An 18,889-nucleotide genomic window follows, 5' to 3' on the forward strand; every position below is an offset into this window, starting at 1 on the left:
AATCATTATTCTACATCCTTTTTTTATTTTGTTTTAATTTTTTTCGTGATTATTTTGAGTTACACTTTCGGTGTTTTAGGTGCTTTGGGCAGGAATTTTAATTTAAGAAAAGATGCCAAGCAACGAATTTAAGCTTTAAATGATGCTTAGAATTTTTTCAGGAAATCAAAATATTAAGTTTTAGATAACAACAATATGTGTGTTACTAAGTGCAGTTGCTCCAGTAAGAGTCGCTATTTGGGTTGCCGCAAAACCGCCGCCATTGCCATCAGCATCAAAGAACAAAGCACCATTGCTAGTGTCGTAAATAAACCGTTGATTAGCATTTGTAGCAGCAGATACTCCTACTCCAGAGATAAAGCGAGTAGATGATAAAGTTCCTGCAACTAAACCACCAGCAAAACCCGTAGCCGAAATTTGGATACGATCGCCAAGAGAGGAGGTGAAATCTGTGATCGTGTCTACTCCTTCATCTTTCGCGTTGAAACGGAAGCGATCGGCTCCATCACCACCAGTGAGTGTATCATTTCCAGTACCACCAGTAAGAATATCATTACCCGCACCCCCAGTGAGTGTATCATTACCTGCACCAGCAAGCAGGTTGTCATTACCTTCCTCTCCCGATAAGATGTTATCGCCATCATTGCCGGTAATACTATTATTAAGAGGGTTTCCTGTTCCTAAAAGATTACTGCTACCTGTTAAAATGAGATTTTCTAAATCATTGCCTAAAGTCCAGTTAACGGATGATCGAACGGCGTCTATTCCTTCATTAGAATTTTCCAGAGTGTGATCGCTAGTGCTATTGACAATATATAAATCATCTCCCAAGCCCCCACTCATGGTATCATTACCTACTCCTCCATTGAGGGTATCATTACCTTCTAGTCCTGAAAGATTGTCTTTACCTCCTAACCCTTGGAGTTTTTCGCTGTTTGAAGTTCCTGTTAGGGTATCATTTCCAGTGGTTCCGATTAAATTAGCGATCGCAAGAGTAAAGGTATCGCTGGCAGATGCGCCATCGGGATCGCTGGCGAGAACGGTGATCTCATAGATACCGGCGGCTGTAGCATCTGGTGTTCCGTTAAAGGTACGAGTTTCTTCATTAAAACTGATGCCATTCGGCAATACTGTATTAGATGATAGAGAGTAGGTGAGAATATCCCCATCAAGATCGCTAAAAGTGGTTTCATCTACGGTGAAGTTAAAAAGTTGACCTTCTCCCCCTGTTTGATCCGCTATAGGCTGTTGTAGAGTAGGCGCATTGTTGACATTAGCGACAGTAACGATGAGGCTATCAGTCCCGATACCCCCATCATCATCAGTAACTTGTAACTCGATGATGTAAGTCCCACTATTATTAAAGAAATAAGTGATATTTTGACCTGTTGCATCATCATATTGTCCGTCATCATCGAGATCCCAGGCATAGCTAAGGAGATCATTACCAGGGTCTGTAGCAGTGCCAGAAAGGTTAAAAATTTCTCCTGAATTAACGCTGATGTCATTACCAGCATTAACTATAGGTGCTGTGTTGTTTACAGTTAAAGTAGTTTGGCCAGAAACAGAAGAAGAACCATCACTCACTTCTAAGGTAATTGTTTTATTGAGTACATTATCATTAATTCCTAATGTATTGAGTTGTGGCCAAGTTAATACAGGAGTTGCTCCTGTAACATTTTCGTCAAAATCACCATCGCCATCGAGATCCCAACGATAAGTAAGAGGGGTACCATTAGGGTTAGAACTCCCTGTACCATCAAGGCTTAAGGAATCTCCCTCATTAATATTGTACGGGCCACTAGGAACAGCAACAAGAACGGGTAATCCATTTTGGGTGATTTGCAGAATTAAATCATTATTGGACTGAATCAGATTAAAATCAAGCTGGCTACCGTCATAGGTATTTACAGCATTGGCTAAATTATTAAAAACAGTTGAATCAATAGTTAGAGAACCATTACCATCGTTATCACTATCTCCATCGATAAGAACTAAGTTTGTCGTTCCAACATTTAAAGTGTGAAATGAATCGGGCTGTATTAATAATTGAATATTTCCACCTGAGATAATGGTATTTCCTGTAATTTTTAATGTATCGAAACTACTAGGACTTGACACAGACAATTTAATTAAGCCATTAGTTTGAGTGAAATCTCCAGTAATAGTAAACACACCATCAGTATCAGAAATACTCAACATCAATCCACCATCAGTATTGTAGATGGAATGAGTACCGCCGGGCGCAATGATGCCACTACCTACGGTTAAATTACCCTCAAATATCCCAGTTCCTGCCAAAGTTCCTTCATTAGTAAAAGTACCTTGATTGAAAATAGTGCCGTTATTGAAAATATAACTATTAGAGGCGTTAATAATAATGCTACCAGACAAGTTATGAATAATACCTTCGTTAATCAGAAAGCCCCTACCCCCGTTGCCGTAGCCGTTGTAGAGAAAGCCCGTACCCCCGTTGCCGTTGATCAGATAGCCCGTGTCTCCGTTGCTGCCGTTGTAGAGAAAGCCCGTACCCCCGTTGCCGTAGCCGTTGTAGAGAAAGCCCGTACCCACGATGCCGTTGTAGAGAAAGCCCGTACCCCCGTTGCTGCCGTTGTAGAGAAAGCCCGTACCCCCGCCGCCGTTGTAGAGATAGCCCGTACTCCCGTTGCCGTAGCCGTTGTAGAGATAGCCCGTGTCTCCGTTGCTGCCGTTGTAGAGATAGCCCCTGCCTCCGTTGCCGTTGATCAGATAGCCCGTACCCCCGTTGCCGTTGTAGAGATAGCCCGTACCCCCGTTGCCGTTGTAGAGATAGCCCGTACCCCCGTTGCCGTTGTAGAGATAGCCCCTGCCTCCGTTGCCGTTGTAGAGTTTGCTCATGCCGTCTTTGCCGTTGTAGAGATAGCCCGTGCCTCCGTCTTTGCCGTTGTAGAGATAGCCCGTATTCGCGCTTCCGTAGCCGTTGTAGAAATTGCTTCCGTAGGTTTGTCTGATATTAAGAGCCGAATTATTAACAATTGTTCCATTGTTGTAGATAGACTGAGACTGTTCTACCTCGATGGATATTCCATCTACAGTAATTACAACCGAATCATCTTCAGCCTGAATCGCTTCTATCTCATTTTGGCTTAAATTTCTCCCCGTTACTAAAGCCGAGAATAACTGCCCTTCATCTCCAAGGGTATCGGTACTATTCAACACCCCATCTACCGAATGCCCATACTCTTCCAACAAGACGGCAACAATTGCCTCTATATTCCCAATATTTTGAATCAAAAAATCAGAAGACAGATAAATGCGATTTTGTGCTTTTGAATAAGCCCCATTTGCTCCATTGAGTACGCGGCTATTCACCACTTCAATCGGGGGAAACCCGCTTAAATCCCCGACAAGCCATTTAGCCTTTAATTCCTCTGTCTCATTCTCGGCTCCAAATGAAAGAAGCATTTTGTCGTCAAAAGTCGCATCGCTACTAAACTCTTGCAATTCACTTTGTACTAAACTTCTTGCTTGTTCTAAAGCTAACAGAAGAATAGAATTAAGAGCAAAATTAGATTCTACCGTTAATTGATTTCCAAGCACGTATTTAGATAAGGGCATGAGTTTTTCCTTGTCAATAACAAGAGCGTAACTTTACTGATTCTTCTTTAATTTAAGCATTGCCACAACAATAACCGCAGTGATTGGGATCACAATAAAGTTGTGATATATTCAGCCAATAGTAGTTAGTTAAATTACAGATAAGTAGGTGGTGAAAAATCAAGGATTATACCAATTTTCCTTAGTCGTGAGGCACATTCGATCCCCCCTAACCCCCCTTAATAAGGGGGGAACTTCCTTAAAGTCCTCTTGGTTAAGGGAGAAATTTCCTTAAAGTCCTTTTGGTTAAGGGGAAACTTCCTTAAAGTCCCCTTGGTTAAGGGGGAAACTTCCTTAAAGTCCTTTTGGTTAAGGGGAAACTTCCTTAAAGTCCCCTTGGTTAAGGGAGAAATTTCCTTAAAGTCCTCTTGGTTAAGGGGGAAACTTCCTTAAAGTCCCCCTTTTTAAGGGGGATTTAGGGGGATCTAAATCTTTACGCTTGTCTCTCATGAATAAATGCAAAATGGTATTATCTAAAAAATCTTTGAGAAATTTAATGAGGGTTTGGAGACCAAACCCCTACATTGATTACAGATTAATGATATACGGACGAGTTAGTTTATCGAGTTGTTGTACCATTAAACTGAGGAATAAGCCGACATCTGTTACGACACCAACTGATTCAACAGAACCCCGATCGCTTAATTTAGTCACGACAGCAGGATTAATATCAACACAAACCATCTTGACCCCCGCAGGTGTCATATTTCCAACACCGATCGAATGTAGCATCGAAGATAGCATCAGGATCAGATCTGCACCTTGAATCAGACGAGCATATTCAGATTGTGCTTTAATCAAATCCATTTCCGTATCGGGTAAAGGCCCATCATCTCGAATTGAACCTGCTAAACAGAAAGGCACATGATTTTTAACACATTCATATAATACGCCTTTTGTCAAGAGTCCTTGTTCAACGGCTTTAGCAATACTTCCACAGCGACGAATTGCGTTAATAACTTTCAGGTGATGGCGATGTCCACCGCGAACAGGTACACCTCGTTGCATATCAACGCCTAAAGAGGTTCCCATCATGGATTGTTCGATGTCGTGAACGGCGATCGCATTTCCCCCTAGTAACGCATCCACATAGCCATCTCGAATCAGTTTAGCAAGATGTTGACCGCCTCCAGTATGAATGACCACCGGTCCCGCTACCACCACAACTTTACCGCCCTGATCGCGGATTTGGCGCATTTCCCAGGCGATTTGTTCAACGACTAATTCAACTCGTCTTTCACTGGAGACACCTGCACCCATAAAGGTAAATTCTTGACTACTGTTACGTTGTTCTCTCGACTCCGCTTGACGAATGGTGCGAATTCCTTCAACTCCAACCATCACGCGATCGCCCACTTTGAGATCTCGTAATAAAGTACAACGTGCTGTAAAACCTTGTGGAGTTTCTTCAACAACGATCGCCCCATCCATGCGTTGATTGTTCACTTTGACCCATTCACAATTAACCCGTACTTCTGTCGGATAAATTGTACTAACATAGAAGTCATCAGGAGCTACACCATCTTGTGTTACTACAACCGTATTAACATCACACAATTCTTGAGGACGGGGAAGAGCACCTAAATCGATCAACTGCATCATAATTTCTTCCATCATCTCATGAGATGGCGCAGAAACTCGAACCTCAGCAACCGAGGTACTTTGACGTTCGACACCCAGGTTAAAATTTAAAACCTTGAAACTACCACCACTATTAATTACAGTATCTAAAGCTTTATTCATGATACCCGCATCCAGTAGATGACCTTCTAGCTGAATAATACGACTTTCGATCGGATCATTAGCATGGACATCATCTTGTCGAGGTTCAGTAACCCGTAAGGTTAGACATTTAGCTGCACCACCTGCTTTGAGAAACTCAGTTAAAGGCGTTTCCACCACTTCAAAACCAACATCAGCGATCCGTTTTTTGAGATCATCACTGATTTTATTCATAATGATGATGCGATTAATATTCACTGCATTACAAGCAAAATTAGCCGCGTCTGCTTCTTCGACAATAATGCGTTTCTCTGCGGGGATACGTCTTTCGATTAAATGATTGGAATAGGCATCAAAAGCCGGGGGATAATACAGTAAATAGCCATCGGTGAGAGGACAAAAACAAGTATCTAAGTGATAGAACCGTTCATCGACCAAACGCAAGGATAAAACTTCTGTATCTAACCATTTTGCTATATAAGGATGTGAGTCAAGTTCTGTCCGAAACCCGTATCCTGCCCACAAACAACGTCCTTCTCGATCGAATAACGCATCGCCCGCGCCCTCAAAAGGTAAATCTTTGGGGAGTTCATAAACGGTAAACCCATTCGCTTCAAACCATTCTTTAAAATATGGTTCTTCTCCTTGGCGTTCTTTGTGGAAAAAGCGACTTAAAACAACTGTTGTTCCTAATACTAAACCTGCATTAGCGGTAAATACCATATCTGGCCAACCTTTTTGGGGTTCGACCAAATCTACGATCGCTCTATCTTTAATAATGTGATAAAGTTGCTCCCACTGAATCACTGCTTTATCTTGTGATGACTTGTGTACATTCCCTTCCATCCAAGGATTGATCACATAATCTACATCATAGTGATCGGGAGAACACATCAAAAAACGAATGGAATCCATCATATTTACTTTAAATTGTATACAATTGCTCTTTTAACGTTTAGTAGTCTGTCTATAGACGCACACTGAATCACGACTCAAGCCTCAAAAATCAGGTCAAAGAGTTTCCTTCTAGTTAATTTTAGCCTAACGTTCCATTATAGCATATTTTTTAGGATATATAACTTAAGTTTCAGTAATGATTCTATCGATCGGCTAATCAATTAATGAATCTTGAGAAAGATAAAAACATATTTTTTAATTTCTATACTGGGTTGTTGAAATCAAAGTTATTCACCTAAATAATCATTATGGAAACAAATCAAGAAGGTCAAGGTAGACATAGTTCGGTTTCAGAAGAAGCGGATGTTCATCCTACTGGAGATCCCAAAAAAGCCAATCAAGGGAGACATAGTTCTGTTTCAGAAGAAGCAGATATTCAACCTACAGAAGATTCGCAAAAAGCCAATCAAGGGAGACATAGTTCTTATGATGAAAAAGAATAGAGAGGAATAAGATTTATCTTTATTTATTTCATTCTTAAGAGAGAAGTGCGGATTAGAGTTATTGACTACAGTTTAAGTAATGTAATTTAGATTCAAGGAATATAAAATCATGAAAGACCAAAAAATGCAAAGTAAAGAATTCCATCCCCAAGCAACTGCTCATGAATTAAAATCTCGTCTTAATAATGGTGAACCTGCTTTAACAATTATTGACATTCGTAGCCCTGAAGATTTTAGACAACGCCGTATTTTAGGTGCTATTACAATGCCGATGGAAAACTTAATGCAATCGAGCGAGTTTAGCTTTGATTATAATCGAGATATCTATGTTTATGGTGCTTCTGAAGAAGATACAGCAACTGCAGCTAATTACTTACGACAAGCAGGATTTGGACGAGTAGCAGAACTGAAAGGCGGTATTGATGCTTTCCAAGAAATTGGCGGAAGTGTTGAAGGTATTGCTACTAATGAAGATGCTCCTAGTCCCGATAATTATAATGTAGTTTCTCGCCTAAATCAATTTGCAAAAGAAAAAGCTATAGAAAAATCTATGTCATAATTATCAGGCGATATAGAGATGTAATTAACTTGCATCTCTATAAATAATTATATTCTTTGTTCATACATTTTTTGATGTTTTAATTTTAGCTCTAAATATTTTTGATTTGTTTTGGCTTGGCACCATTTCTCTTTAAATATTTCAGCAGATTGAGCTTTAATTAAATCATTTTGATAGGGTAAAATTTGTTGTCGTAAAAGCTTTTGTTCAGCTTCAGTGGTAGCTTTTTGCGGATTACTTTGATATTTTCGACCACCTTTATGATTTGCATAGCGACGAGAACGAGTATAGCCCATCTGTAAAAATTTGCGAGCCATATCCGCGCCTACAAAATCATCTTTTTCTAAATAATCAAGAAAAAGTTGATAGATTTTTTCACTAGAATTTTTAGCAATTTCGGGTGTTTTAAATCGCCAGTAAGGTAATATTTCTGATTTATATGGTTCTACTAGCAAAACGCCCTGTTCACCTTTGCCAATTCTATACAATTCTGGTGAAGAACGAAAGTCAATAGTTTTAAAATCTAATGAATAATCAAAAGACGGCATGACTTGAGCATATAATTTTTTAGGTAATCTTCATTTTAGAAGCGAGCAACGGCTGGCACATCTACTAAAAGAAATAAACCTATTGATGATTGATATTTTACTTAGTAAGTTTCAATAGAATCACCATATTTTATTTTTTCAATACGTCGTTTTAGTCCCCACCAATTTCGGACAATATGACGTAACCACAAATACTCAATTTGGGAAATTTGACAGAGTTTGGTATTAATTAGCCAAGTATCATAATAACAGCCTAAATATCGACTAATCCATAAAAAACCTAAAGACTCAAAACGGTTAATTAGTTTTTCTATTTCTGGTTTATCGACAAAATTAACATGATCATGAAATTCTACAGTTAGTTGAGCAATAGATTTAAGGAATTCGTCTGAACATGAGTTTAAAACATCAATTTCTACACCTTCAATATCCATTTTAATCAGATCAATTTTTTGCCATCCTAATTCTGAAACAAGTTCATCTAAACGTTTTCCCTGAACTGTAATAGTATCTTGATGCAATTGGGGATTATAAATTAGTGATGAAGACACAGGAATATCACTGAGATTAAAATTTACGGGTTGACTGACATTAGTAATTGCTAAATTATATTTTTTAATTTGATTACTCTCTTTGATTTGAGAAAATAATTTTGGTGAAGGTTCTACAATAACACATTGACAGTTAAAGCGTTCAACCATTGCTTGAGAAAATGTACCTTGATTTCCTCCTAAATCCAAAATTAAAGAATTTTCATTAAGATAACGTGAATGTAAACTATGATCTTCGATGATTTGAAAGCCCATAATGTGAAAAAAGTCAATAAATATGAATGCTATTAGCCGCTCATTATATCAGTAGAGACGCGCCATGGCGCGTCTCTACAAATTGGGTTTGAATTATTTTAGGGTAGAAAGACCAAACCCCTACTTAAAGAAGACAATTTATCGGGGGATTTAGGATAATATTTTATGAACTTTGAGCAATATTTTGATTTAACTTACCGCTACGATAGCCTTCTAAATCCAGTGTGACATAGGTAAAGCCAAATTGTTGAAAGATGGCGACTAACTCAGGAAGATTGGTTTTAAGAATAAAATCTGGGATTTGTGCTGATGGTAATTCAATTCTAGCCGTTTCCCCATCAGAACGCACTCTTATACTACGATAACCCAGTTGACGCAAATACATTTCAGCACGTCCAACTCGTTGTAATTTTTCCAGTGTAATTTCTTCACCATAGGGAAAACGAGAACTTAAACAAGGTTGTGCAGGTTTATCCCACCAAGGTAGCCCTAAATATTGTGAAATTTGGCGTATTTCTGGTTTAGTAAGCCTTATTTCGGCTAATGGCGATCGCACTCCTCGTTCTTTTGCTGCTTGTATTCCAGGGCGATAGTCTTGTAAGTCATCAGCATTCACGCCATCAATAACATAAGGATAACCTTTTTTTATGGCTAGAGGTTTTAACGTGTCGTGGAGTTCGCTTTTACAAAAATAGCATCGATTGACGGGATTAGATGTATAGTTGGGATTTTCCATCTCCATTGTAAAAATTAATTCTTGTCTAATTCCGATATAATCAGCTTGTGCGATCGCGTCTTCTAGTTCTTCGGGAAGTAAGGAGGGAGAAACCGCCGTAATAGCGAGGGCTTTTTCACCAAGAACATCATAAGCTAGTTTAGCAACAAGGGTACTATCTACGCCACCAGAATAGGCTATTAACGCCCTTTCCATTTCAGCTAATAGGTTTTTTAATGCTTCTAATTTTTCTAAAATAACGGAATTCATATTGATATGAGCATGATGTCTCGTTATTCGATCTTACCGTTTCTTGCGGTTGGTTGTTGAGGTAATATGTTTTGCTGCTGCTTCCATACTACATTTATTTTAACGTCAGTTCGATGGGCTTCTATATACTTCCCTCTCCAATATATAAACAAATTCCTCATAGTTCCCTCTCCTTGTAGGAGAGGGCTAGGGTGAGGTTGAGAGGGCTAGGGTGAGGTTGAGAGGGCTAGGGTTAGGTTGAGAGGGCTAGGGTTAGGTTGATATTTTGCGTGCAAATCGTAATTTTGCTGAACGAGAACGAGGATTATGCTCAATTTCGCTGTCTTGAGGTATAATAGGCTTTTTGGTAAGAACTTCTAGCTGTTCTGATTGTCGGAAATAGTGTTTAACGATGCGATCTTCGAGACTGTGAAAGCTAATAATTCCAATAATTCCATCAGGTTTTAACCAAGTTGGAAATCGATTTAAAAACTGTTCTAGGGATTTTAATTCTTCATTAACAGCGATGCGGAGGGATTGAAAAACTCTTGTAGCGGGATGAATACGCCCATAACGGTAGCTGCGGGGCACACAACGAGCGATCGCATCAGCTAAATCAGTTGTTGTAGTAAAAGGGCGTTGTTGTACAATTTGTCGAGCAATACGACGGGATAAACGTTCCTCGCCATATTCATAGAATAAATTGGCTAAATCAGTTTCTTTCCAATAATTAATGATATCAGCCGCCGTTAAAGATTGACTGCGATCCATCCGCATATCAAGGGGAGATGGATGACGAAAACTAAAACCGCGATCGCTCTGATCAAACTGTGGAGAACTGACCCCTAGATCAGCGATAATACCATCAAACTGAATCTGATCTGGAGTGTAGTCAGCAAAATTCCCTTGCCATACGGTTAGTCTTTCGGGGTAATATTCGGCTAACATTTGAGTCGTTGATGCGATCGCCATCTCATCTCGATCAATACCCGTTACTCGTGTATCACAGAAAGCTTCTAAAATTAGACGAGTATGACCGCCTCCTCCTAGAGTAGCATCAAGGTAATGTCCACTTGGCTGAAGTTTTAAACCTGTGATCAATTCTTTACTAAGTACCGAAAGATGTACAAAATTAGGAGATGATGATGAGAAAGAAAAAACCATTGTTATCAGAAATTAAGGATAATATTTCAAATATTTATTCATTAATGAGCAATACATTAGATTTACAGGAACTTATCATGTTTAAAATTCTTCAAAAACCTAAAGAATCTCTCTGGGGATCTCGTTATAATTATAGATTGGGCGAATAAGGTGCATGTTCATTTTTGGCTCTTCCCTATTTGACTGGAGCAGAGTTTTGACACGCTTGTTAATAACCAGTGTTTTGTCTACCTTGGGAATTATGTTTGGTATGGTTCCTGAATTCTCTGGGCATTATTCCCAGTTTAATTTTAATTATTCAGCTTATACGCAAGATTTTACAGATAATCAGGTTAATCAATATGCTAAAGCTGTATTACAAATGGAGTCTTATCGCCAACAAGCTTATCAAGATATTACCCAAATTTTGGGAAAAACACCACCTGAGATTGCTTGTAATCAACGGAATAGCTTTAGAAGTTTACCACCTTCGGCGCAGAGAATCGCAATAGATTACTGCAATACATCTAAAAAAATTGTTGAAAGCAGTGGACTCAGTACCTCCCAATTTAATGCTATCACGTTGCGAGTTCGCTCTGATGAAAGCTTAAAACGACGCATTCAAAACGAAATACGTCGAATTCAACAAGCAAATAACTAAATGTTATGCTAATTTTTACACAATATCTATCTTTACCTGCTAACGCTTCAGTAGACAAAATTCTCTTTACACTTCCTCTATGGTCCTTTGAACGTCTAAAAAGTCGCTACCGTTTTGAATTAGATGATGGACAAGTTGTATTTATTCAACTCAAACGAGGAACAATCTTACAAGATGGAGATATTTTACAAACCGAGACAGGTGAGTGTCTGAAAATTATTGCTAAACCCGAACCCGTTTTAACCATCACGACAAGCGATCGACATTTACTCCTACGAACAGTTTACCATTTAGGTAATCGTCATGTTCCAGTCGAAATTACCCCCGACTATTTACGCATTGCACCCGATCCCGTCTTGCAACAAATGCTAGAACACTTAGGAGTCGATTTTATTGCAGAAATTCAGCCTTTTTACCCCGAAATCGGTGCATATCATCAACATTAGATATGAAACAAATCTTAAAACAGCGACGGCTTTCTTTAGCCGAATTATGCCAAACGCCTGTTATTCTATGGTCAGGTGGTGCAATTTCTCGCAATTTTCCCGCTAACCGTTATCCGTTTCGTGCGAGTAGCCATTTTCTTTATTTTGCCGGAATTCCTTTAGAAAATGCCGCAATTAAGTTAGATCAAGGAAAACTAGAATTATTTATCGATGATCCTGATCCGAGTCTTACCCTGTGGCATGGTGAAACTCCACTCCGTGCCGAAATAGCTGATAAAATTGGAGCAGATGCCGCTTACCCCCTGTCAGAATTAGCCCATCATACCAAAGATGCCGCAACAATTCCCGTTCAAGATCCCAATACTTATAAGCAACAATGTCAGCATCTAAACCGTTTTCTTACCTTTGAGGGGATAGAATTAGATTTAGCCCAAGCTATCATCACGCTGCGGCTCGCCCATGATGCAGCAGCCCTAGAGGAACTTAAAAAATCTGCTTCAGTTGCCGTTTTAGCACACCTAGCAGGAATGAAAGCTAGTCGAAATGCGAAAACAGAAGCCGAGATTAGAGCAGCGATGGAATCGGTCATTATTGCCCATGATATGACCTGTGCTTATAACAGTATTGTGACGGTACACGGAGAGATTCTACACAACGAGCAGTATGATCATTTTTTAGAGTCAGGAGACTTATTATTAGCCGATGTGGGGGCGGAAACGTATTTAGGATGGGCATCCGATATTACGCGAACTTGGCCAATTTCTGGGCAATTTTCCCCTACCCAACGCGATATTTATGATGTGGTTTTGGCGGCTCACGATGCGTGTATTGCTAAAATGTGTCCAGGTGTGGAATATCGAGAGATCCATTTACTCGCTGCTAGGGTGATGGCGGAAGGTTTAGTCAGTTTGGGGATATTACAGGGTGATCCTGATAGTTTAGTAGAAATGGATGCTCACGCGCTGTTTTTTCCTCATGGTATTGGGCATTTACTCGGTTTAGATGTTCATGATATGGAAGATTTAGGGGATTTAGCAGGATACGAAAATGGCAGAATTAGAAGTAATCGCTTTGGTTTGGGCTATTTACGCTTAGATCGACCCTTGCGATCGCAGATGCTCGTTACGATTGAACCTGGATTCTATCAAGTGAGTGCTATATTAGGAAATCCTGACATTAGAACAAAATATCGATCGGTGGTTAACTGGGATAAATTAAGCCAGTTTGAGGATGTACGAGGAATCCGAATCGAAGACGATGTATTGATTACAGACAATGGAATCGAAGTCTTAACCGCAGCATTACCGACGCAAGCGGATCATATAGAAGAAATTATTAGAGATTAAGAAACTGTTTAGATCTTCATTTTGTAAGCAATTTAGCAGTTTAATTATAAGTAAAGGTTTACTTATTTTCGTTCTCTTCATTTTTATCTTATGAAAGAATTTCTAGATTTTTTACAGCACAAATACGCCTATGTCGCCATTGGTGAGTTTAAATCAGGGTGTTTCGCTGAAGCACAAACACTATACGAGAAAGCTGTCTCGACTTATACAACTGGTTTTAAAAAAGCCTATCTCTTACAAAAACCTGGCACCGATGAAGGAATTGCCGTGATTGTGTGGGATGATATCGAAGATATGGAACATAACAAAAATTCGCTCAATCAAGCTTTGATGAAAGAAATGGCACCTTTATTCGTCAAACCTCCTGTTACTAATTTCTACGAAGTGTGTAGCGAAATTGGTGGATTACAAGAAGTCAAACGGTAAGATTGAGGATTAATAGGGTTAGCGAAATTTTTCTTAATGGAACCCACACTAGAACAATATCAACAGTTATATATTAGCTGTAGCACAATTACACGACAGTTAAAATGGCATATTCGTTGGGTAGAACAAGTTCCAGGGGGTGAGATTGTACTGATTGCTCAACCCCCTAACGCTAACCCCAATGAGCGACGTAGAATAATAGTAACCATTCAAGTAAACGGTAGAGTCAGCTATGGTGGAACAGGACTTTAATAAAATGTCTTATGATGAGTTAATCGATTATGCACTTTCTCAAGGTGAAGGATCTCAAGCATTAGAAGAATATGTCAGACGAATTAAAAATGATCCCCAAATTATTACCATCGATCCTAAATCTAATCCTAACTGGACAGAGCAATTTACTCAATATATTCGTCAAAAATATCCCCAGTCCTTAAAATAATTACTCTCTTTGTGCCCAAACTCGTTTTCTTCCATTACCCTAGATAAAAGGGTTTTTTAATGGCTCAGTTGCATGATCGAACAAGTAAAATCGAGTTATTCAGTCACTTGGAAGCAGAAAATCGCCGAAATACCGAAAAATCAATGGGATGCTTTAGCACAACCTCTCGCTACACCGTTTCTCGAATGGGAATGGATTAATAATTTAGAAACGTCAGGTAGTGCAACAGGTAAAACAGGATGGCAACCTTGTCATTTAACCGTATGGCGCGATCGCCAACTCATTGCCGCCGCACCGTTGTATATTAAGAGTCATAGTTATGGTGAATTTGTTTTTGATCATCAATGGGCTGATTTATCTCATCGTTTAGGTGTAAGATACTATCCAAAGTTATTGGGGATGACTCCTTTTACCCCCGCAGTCGGATACCGTTTTCTCATCGCACCCAATGAGGATGAAGCAACAATTACAGAATTGATGATAGCAGCGATCGATCATTTTTGCGATCGGAATCATCTTTCGGGTTGTCATTTCCTTTTTGTAGATCCCGACTGGCGTACAATGATGGAAAAACAGGGTTTTAATAGTTGGTTACATCATAGCTATATTTGGACAAATCAAGGCTTTAATAACTTTGATGATTATTTAGCGGTTTTTAATGCCAACCAACGACGTAATATTAAACGAGAAAGAAAAGCAGTCACACAAGCAGGTTTATTCATCAAAACTTTAGCAAGTGAAGAAATACCACATCATTTATACCCCCTTATTTATCGCTTTTATAGCAGCACTTGTGATAAATTTTACTGGGGTAGTAAATATTTAACCCATAAATTTTTTGAGCAATTGTATCCAAATTATCGTGAGCGAGTCGTTTTAATTGCAGCTTATCGGGATGAAAACGAACAAAAACCGATTGGATTATCATTTTGTTTACGAAAAGATAATAACTTTTATGGTCGTTATTGGGGAGCTTTCCAAGAATACGATTGTTTGCATTTTGAAGCTTGTTACTATCAACCCATAGAATGGGCAATTAGTCAAGGAATTACAATGTTTGATCCTGGTGCAGGAGGACAACACAAAAAAAGACGCGGTTTTCCAGCAACGGCTAATCATAGCTTACATCGATTTTATCATCCGAGAATGAGTCAAATTTTCTCTCGTTATATTGATGAAGTAAATCAAATGGAACAAGCAGAGATCGAGGCAATAAACGAGGATTTACCGTTTACCAAGCGGGATATCGAAATTCAGATTTAAGAGTTTTTGATGATTATGTTATAAATAAGAATATTAGGCTCAAAAATTGGAATAAAATGAATATTCTCTTAGCACAAGAAACAATTCCTGTGTATAAAGATGAAACAGGGGCTTTGAGAATTGGTAATTCTAGAGTTTTACTAGAATTAGTCATTAGAGCTTTTCAAGATGGGGCATCTCCTGAAACAATTGTCCAACGTTATTCGACTTTAAGTTTATCTAATGTATATTTGACGATTGGTTATTATCTAAAAAATCAAGACACTATAGAAACTTACTTAAATTATCGTGAACAGTTAGCCAAATCTGTGCATCAAAAATTGTCCAGTATTCAACCTTATTTAAGTTTAATTCGTTCACGTATTAAATAGCTGTAGTGAACAATCATAATGAAGATGTATCGTCCTATATCTTCCACTGTAACAAATTGTTGGCAATAGCAGTACCTAATAAAATTAAACCACATCCAATCAACATCGAGAGCGTTAACGGTTCTCCGAGAAATATCGCACCAAAAAGAATTGCAAATAAAGGAATTAAATAAGCAACTGTTAGAGTTTTCGTTGAACCAATTGCTTGAATTAAACGAAAATATAAAACATATGCTAGTGCAGTTGAAAACAATGCGAGTGCAAAAACAGCTAAAAGAATACTCGGTGTTATGGGCGTTTTTGGAATAGTAAAAGGTAATATAGGTATAAGAAAAATAGCCGCACTGAGTAGACTAACACTAGCAGTCACTAAAGAAGGAACACCCGATAAGTTTTTTTTGGCATAGGAAGCAGCGCACGCATACATTAGAGAAGCAGATAAACCCGCACCAACCGCGAGAAAAAATACATGCGTACCATCAATTGCTTTCCACCCAACTAAAATCGTTACTCCCACGAATCCTAAAATAAATCCCACCAAACGACTACCCGTTAACTTTTCTTTTTGCCAAAATGCCGCGACAATGACACCAAATAAAGGTATAGTCGCATTTAATATCGAGCTAAAACCCGCCGGCAAAAACAGAGAACCAAAAGCAACCAAAGAAAAGGGTACAGCAGTATTCAAACATCCCATAATGAATAGAGGAACTAGATAACGGCGTACATCTTGCCAACAATTGAGATAAATTAATAACGGTAAGAGTGCTAAACCTGCAATGAGTACCCGAAGTTCAATTAACCAAATGGGTCCTAGAACAGGAGAACTAATCCGCATAAAAAGAAAAGATCCACCCCACAAAACTGCTAGAAATAATAGTTCAGCAACATAAATTATTTTCACAGATTATCCTCAATTAAACAGGCTTCCCAACCCAAAATTAGGGATTTTCGTGCAATTTCCCAGCGATAACCCCCTAATTCTCCGGTTTCGCGGATCACTCGATGACAGGGTATTAAATACGCAATGGGATTTTGTCCAACAGCATTACCAACCGCACGAGCGCTCGTTGGACAGCCTATCATAGAAGCAAGGGTTTGATAAGTAGTCATACTACCCAATGGTAAATTTAATAGTGCTTTCCAGACTTGAACTTGAAAATTAGTCCCTTTGACTAAAAGAGGAAGGGGTTTTTGACTTTTTAATGTAGAGGGTTGGAAAATCTGTTCACAAATTTCTTGAGTTGCCGATCGATCTTGTACGATATTAGCTTTTTTCCATTCTAAATACAGCATCCGTTCAAAATCATCTGTCTCAACCGAAGAAAGAAAAAATAAATTACAAATTCCTCGAACCGTTGTAGCGATGAGCGCTTGACCAAAGGGTGTATCATGAACACCATAACGAATTTCTAAACCCTCTCCTTGTGCTTTGAATTCTCCTGGTGACATTGCTTCTAAGTTAATAAATAAATCGTGTAATCGTCCAGGACTGGATAAACCCACATCTAGGGTAAGATCTAAAAGATTTTTCGATTGAGCAATTTTTGTTTTAGCGTATTCGAGGGTAAGATATTGTAAAAATCGTTTGGGACTAATACCAACCCATTTTGTAAACAATCGTTGAAAATGGTATTCACTCAGATTAACATGATGCGCTACAGTAATTAAATCGGGATGAGTGAGATGATTTTGTCGAAAGAATGCGATCGCCTTTGCAATTCGTTGATAATCTTCGCTATTAAAAAGATTTGTTTCTAGAGTGGCATTCATAGTCATTAAACGCTTGTTGTAGCCCGCACTCTTTTACTGTACCTTTGAGAGTTAGCATAACACCACCCGTTTCTTGCTGAATCTTTTGTCTCATCACAATAATCTAGTAAAGATTGGGTTTTCTTTCCCTGACTGAGTGATTAGCGTTTTTTATGGAGATCACTGAAAATGAATAGTGAATGGCTAGACTGGTTCACCGTTTTTGGCTATCTTGGTTTTACGGCCTTAATTATGTTTTTCGTTTTTAACAGCAAACAATCTAAATAAGTGTTAACTTTTTTTAGGCAAGTTTTAAGTAAGATTAAACCGACTCAGCAAACAGAACGCTTTAAAAGTAAGATCGTTTTACACCAAGACAGCGAACTTACAAAAAAAACAGAGTTTTAATCCATGCTAAACAAAATTCTATACGCAGATGCGGGAACCGGACATACACGTGAGATGCTGGATGTATTGATGGATATCCCGACGATTAAAAAAGCATCTTTAACCCTTCTTCATGTTGTTCCACCGCAAATTACAACTGATGCGCTAACCGAAAAATGGGAAGAGGGAAACAAAGTTATTGCTAGTATTTTAGAAAATGTTCATCTTGATCCGAGTAAAGTTTCAACTTTGCTGCGTCAAGGAGAACCTAAAGATACAGTTTGTCAGGTTGCTGATGAGATTGATGCTGATTTAATTATTATGGGTTCACGAGGATTAAATCGTCTAGAAGCAATTTTAGAAAATTCCGTGAGTCAATACGTCTTTCAACTAACAAATCGTCCAATGTTGTTAGTAAAAGATGATATTTATGTAAAAAAAATTAAGCGGGTGATGGTTGCTTTAGATAAAACCCCTGCTGCTGATTATGCTTTGGAATTAGCACTTTTTTTACTTAGAACTTATCCTGCTGAATTAATCTTAGCACGAGTTAACCCAGATTTAAAACCAGAATTATTACCACTTTCTCAAAAAGAAATGGAAGAAAATCCAGTTATTGCTTCTGCTGTAGCCAAAGCAAAACGGATGAATATTCCCTATCGTTGTGTGGTAAAAGGTGGCAAACCAGGGGAACAAATCTGTAAAATTGCCGAAGAATATAACGCTGATTTATTATTACTCGGCTCACCCGATCGCCGTCCATCTGTTGCAAAAAGTTTACCCGATTTAGATCGTTTATTGGGTACTTCTTTATCAGATTATGTACGAGTTAATGCTAATTGTCCAGTTTTATTAGCAAGAAAAGACGGATAAATCTGTAGGGGTTTGGCCTTTCTACCTAATTTTTAAATCTTTTGGAAAAATTAATTTATTTTCATTAAGATTTAATTTACAGGCTCATCTAAAAATCTCAATACCTTAAAGGTTTTGGAAACCAAACCCCTACAATGGTTTTAG

Annotated in this window: 19 protein-coding genes; 11 read left to right on the plus strand and 8 right to left on the minus strand. The window is 38.6% G+C overall.

Features of this window, described 5'->3' with window-relative positions; translation table 11 throughout:
• Positions 1–180 precede the first annotated feature (180 nt).
• Both C7H19_RS16610 and argZ read right to left on the minus strand, forming a co-directional pair.
• Positions 181–3,597: a beta strand repeat-containing protein gene (locus C7H19_RS16610; RefSeq protein ID WP_106458044.1), complete on the minus strand. Its 3,417-nt coding sequence runs from the start codon at positions 3,595–3,597 to the stop codon at positions 181–183.
• Between the two features lie 567 nt (positions 3,598–4,164).
• Positions 4,165–6,276, minus strand: a complete 2,112-nt coding sequence (gene argZ, locus C7H19_RS16615; RefSeq protein WP_106458045.1) for a bifunctional arginine dihydrolase/ornithine cyclodeaminase — start codon at positions 6,274–6,276, stop codon at positions 4,165–4,167.
• 287 nt (positions 6,277–6,563) lie between these two features.
• On the opposite strand from argZ, the gene C7H19_RS16620 reads away from it, so the two are divergent.
• Complete coding sequence (locus C7H19_RS16620; protein WP_106458046.1) at positions 6,564–6,758, plus strand: hypothetical protein; 195 nt, start codon at positions 6,564–6,566, stop codon at positions 6,756–6,758.
• A 109-nt stretch (positions 6,759–6,867) separates the two neighbouring features.
• Positions 6,868–7,317, plus strand: a complete 450-nt coding sequence (locus C7H19_RS16625) for a rhodanese-like domain-containing protein (protein ID WP_106458047.1) — start codon at positions 6,868–6,870, stop codon at positions 7,315–7,317.
• A gap of 47 nt (positions 7,318–7,364) precedes the next feature.
• Here C7H19_RS16625 and C7H19_RS16630 read toward each other — a convergent pair whose 3' ends face one another.
• The 4 genes from C7H19_RS16630 to rsmH all read right to left on the minus strand — a co-directional run bounded on the left by C7H19_RS16630 (position 7,365) and on the right by rsmH (position 10,799).
• Complete coding sequence (locus C7H19_RS16630) at positions 7,365–7,865, minus strand: DUF4385 domain-containing protein (RefSeq protein WP_106458048.1); 501 nt, start codon at positions 7,863–7,865, stop codon at positions 7,365–7,367.
• Positions 7,866–7,966: 101 nt separating this feature from the next.
• Positions 7,967–8,671, minus strand: coding sequence for an FkbM family methyltransferase (locus C7H19_RS16635; RefSeq protein ID WP_106458049.1), 705 nt, complete (start codon positions 8,669–8,671; stop codon positions 7,967–7,969).
• Positions 8,672–8,834: 163 nt separating this feature from the next.
• Positions 8,835–9,656, minus strand: coding sequence for an ATP-dependent sacrificial sulfur transferase LarE (gene larE / locus C7H19_RS16640; protein ID WP_106458050.1), 822 nt, complete (start codon positions 9,654–9,656; stop codon positions 8,835–8,837).
• 252 nt (positions 9,657–9,908) lie between these two features.
• Positions 9,909–10,799, minus strand: a complete 891-nt coding sequence (rsmH, locus tag C7H19_RS16645; RefSeq protein WP_106458051.1) for a 16S rRNA (cytosine(1402)-N(4))-methyltransferase RsmH — start codon at positions 10,797–10,799, stop codon at positions 9,909–9,911.
• Between the two features lie 196 nt (positions 10,800–10,995).
• Here rsmH and C7H19_RS16650 point away from each other — a divergent pair, with 196 nt between their 5' ends.
• The 8 genes from C7H19_RS16650 (at position 10,996) to C7H19_RS16685 (ending at position 15,733) form a co-directional block, all read left to right on the plus strand.
• Positions 10,996–11,439, plus strand: coding sequence for a DUF4168 domain-containing protein (locus C7H19_RS16650; protein WP_245927579.1), 444 nt, complete (start codon positions 10,996–10,998; stop codon positions 11,437–11,439).
• Between the two features lie 5 nt (positions 11,440–11,444).
• A complete protein-coding gene (gene ureE, locus C7H19_RS16655) occupies positions 11,445–11,885 on the plus strand; it encodes an urease accessory protein UreE (protein WP_106458053.1) in 441 nt (146 codons plus the stop codon).
• Between the two features lie 2 nt (positions 11,886–11,887).
• Entirely contained in the window at positions 11,888–13,231 is a 1,344-nt protein-coding gene (locus tag C7H19_RS16660) for an aminopeptidase P family protein (RefSeq protein ID WP_106458054.1), read from the plus strand.
• Positions 13,232–13,321: 90 nt separating this feature from the next.
• The gene (locus C7H19_RS16665) at positions 13,322–13,657 is read left to right on the plus strand and encodes an antibiotic biosynthesis monooxygenase (protein ID WP_106458055.1); all 336 of its coding nucleotides are present in this window, start codon (positions 13,322–13,324) and stop codon (positions 13,655–13,657) included.
• Positions 13,658–13,693: 36 nt separating this feature from the next.
• The gene (locus C7H19_RS16670; RefSeq protein ID WP_106458056.1) at positions 13,694–13,909 is read left to right on the plus strand and encodes a hypothetical protein; all 216 of its coding nucleotides are present in this window, start codon (positions 13,694–13,696) and stop codon (positions 13,907–13,909) included.
• 4 nt (positions 13,910–13,913) lie between these two features.
• The gene (locus tag C7H19_RS16675; RefSeq protein ID WP_106458057.1) at positions 13,914–14,099 is read left to right on the plus strand and encodes a DUF6887 family protein; all 186 of its coding nucleotides are present in this window, start codon (positions 13,914–13,916) and stop codon (positions 14,097–14,099) included.
• Between the two features lie 72 nt (positions 14,100–14,171).
• Positions 14,172–15,362 carry a GNAT family N-acetyltransferase gene (locus tag C7H19_RS16680; RefSeq protein WP_106458058.1) on the plus strand — a complete coding sequence of 397 codons (1,191 nt, stop codon included), beginning with the start codon at positions 14,172–14,174 and terminating at the stop codon, positions 15,360–15,362.
• Positions 15,363–15,418: 56 nt separating this feature from the next.
• On the plus strand, positions 15,419–15,733 hold the full coding sequence (locus C7H19_RS16685) for a DUF433 domain-containing protein (RefSeq protein ID WP_106458059.1): 315 nt from the start codon (positions 15,419–15,421) through the stop codon (positions 15,731–15,733).
• Positions 15,734–15,767: 34 nt separating this feature from the next.
• On the opposite strand, the gene C7H19_RS16690 is transcribed toward C7H19_RS16685, so the two are convergent.
• Both C7H19_RS16690 and C7H19_RS16695 read right to left on the minus strand, forming a co-directional pair.
• Complete coding sequence (locus tag C7H19_RS16690; RefSeq protein WP_106458060.1) at positions 15,768–16,637, minus strand: DMT family transporter; 870 nt, start codon at positions 16,635–16,637, stop codon at positions 15,768–15,770.
• Positions 16,634–17,506, minus strand: coding sequence for a methylated-DNA--[protein]-cysteine S-methyltransferase (locus tag C7H19_RS16695; protein WP_106458061.1), 873 nt, complete (start codon positions 17,504–17,506; stop codon positions 16,634–16,636). The genes C7H19_RS16690 and C7H19_RS16695 overlap by 4 nt, the downstream gene beginning before the upstream one ends.
• A 390-nt stretch (positions 17,507–17,896) precedes the next feature.
• Between C7H19_RS16695 and C7H19_RS16700 the strand changes: the two genes are divergently transcribed.
• Complete coding sequence (locus C7H19_RS16700) at positions 17,897–18,745, plus strand: universal stress protein (protein WP_106458062.1); 849 nt, start codon at positions 17,897–17,899, stop codon at positions 18,743–18,745.
• The last annotated feature ends 144 nt before the right edge of the window (positions 18,746–18,889 follow it).

The organism is Aphanothece hegewaldii CCALA 016 (assembly GCF_003007785.1).
Lineage (GTDB): Bacteria > Cyanobacteriota > Cyanobacteriia > Cyanobacteriales > Microcystaceae > Chroococcus > Chroococcus hegewaldii.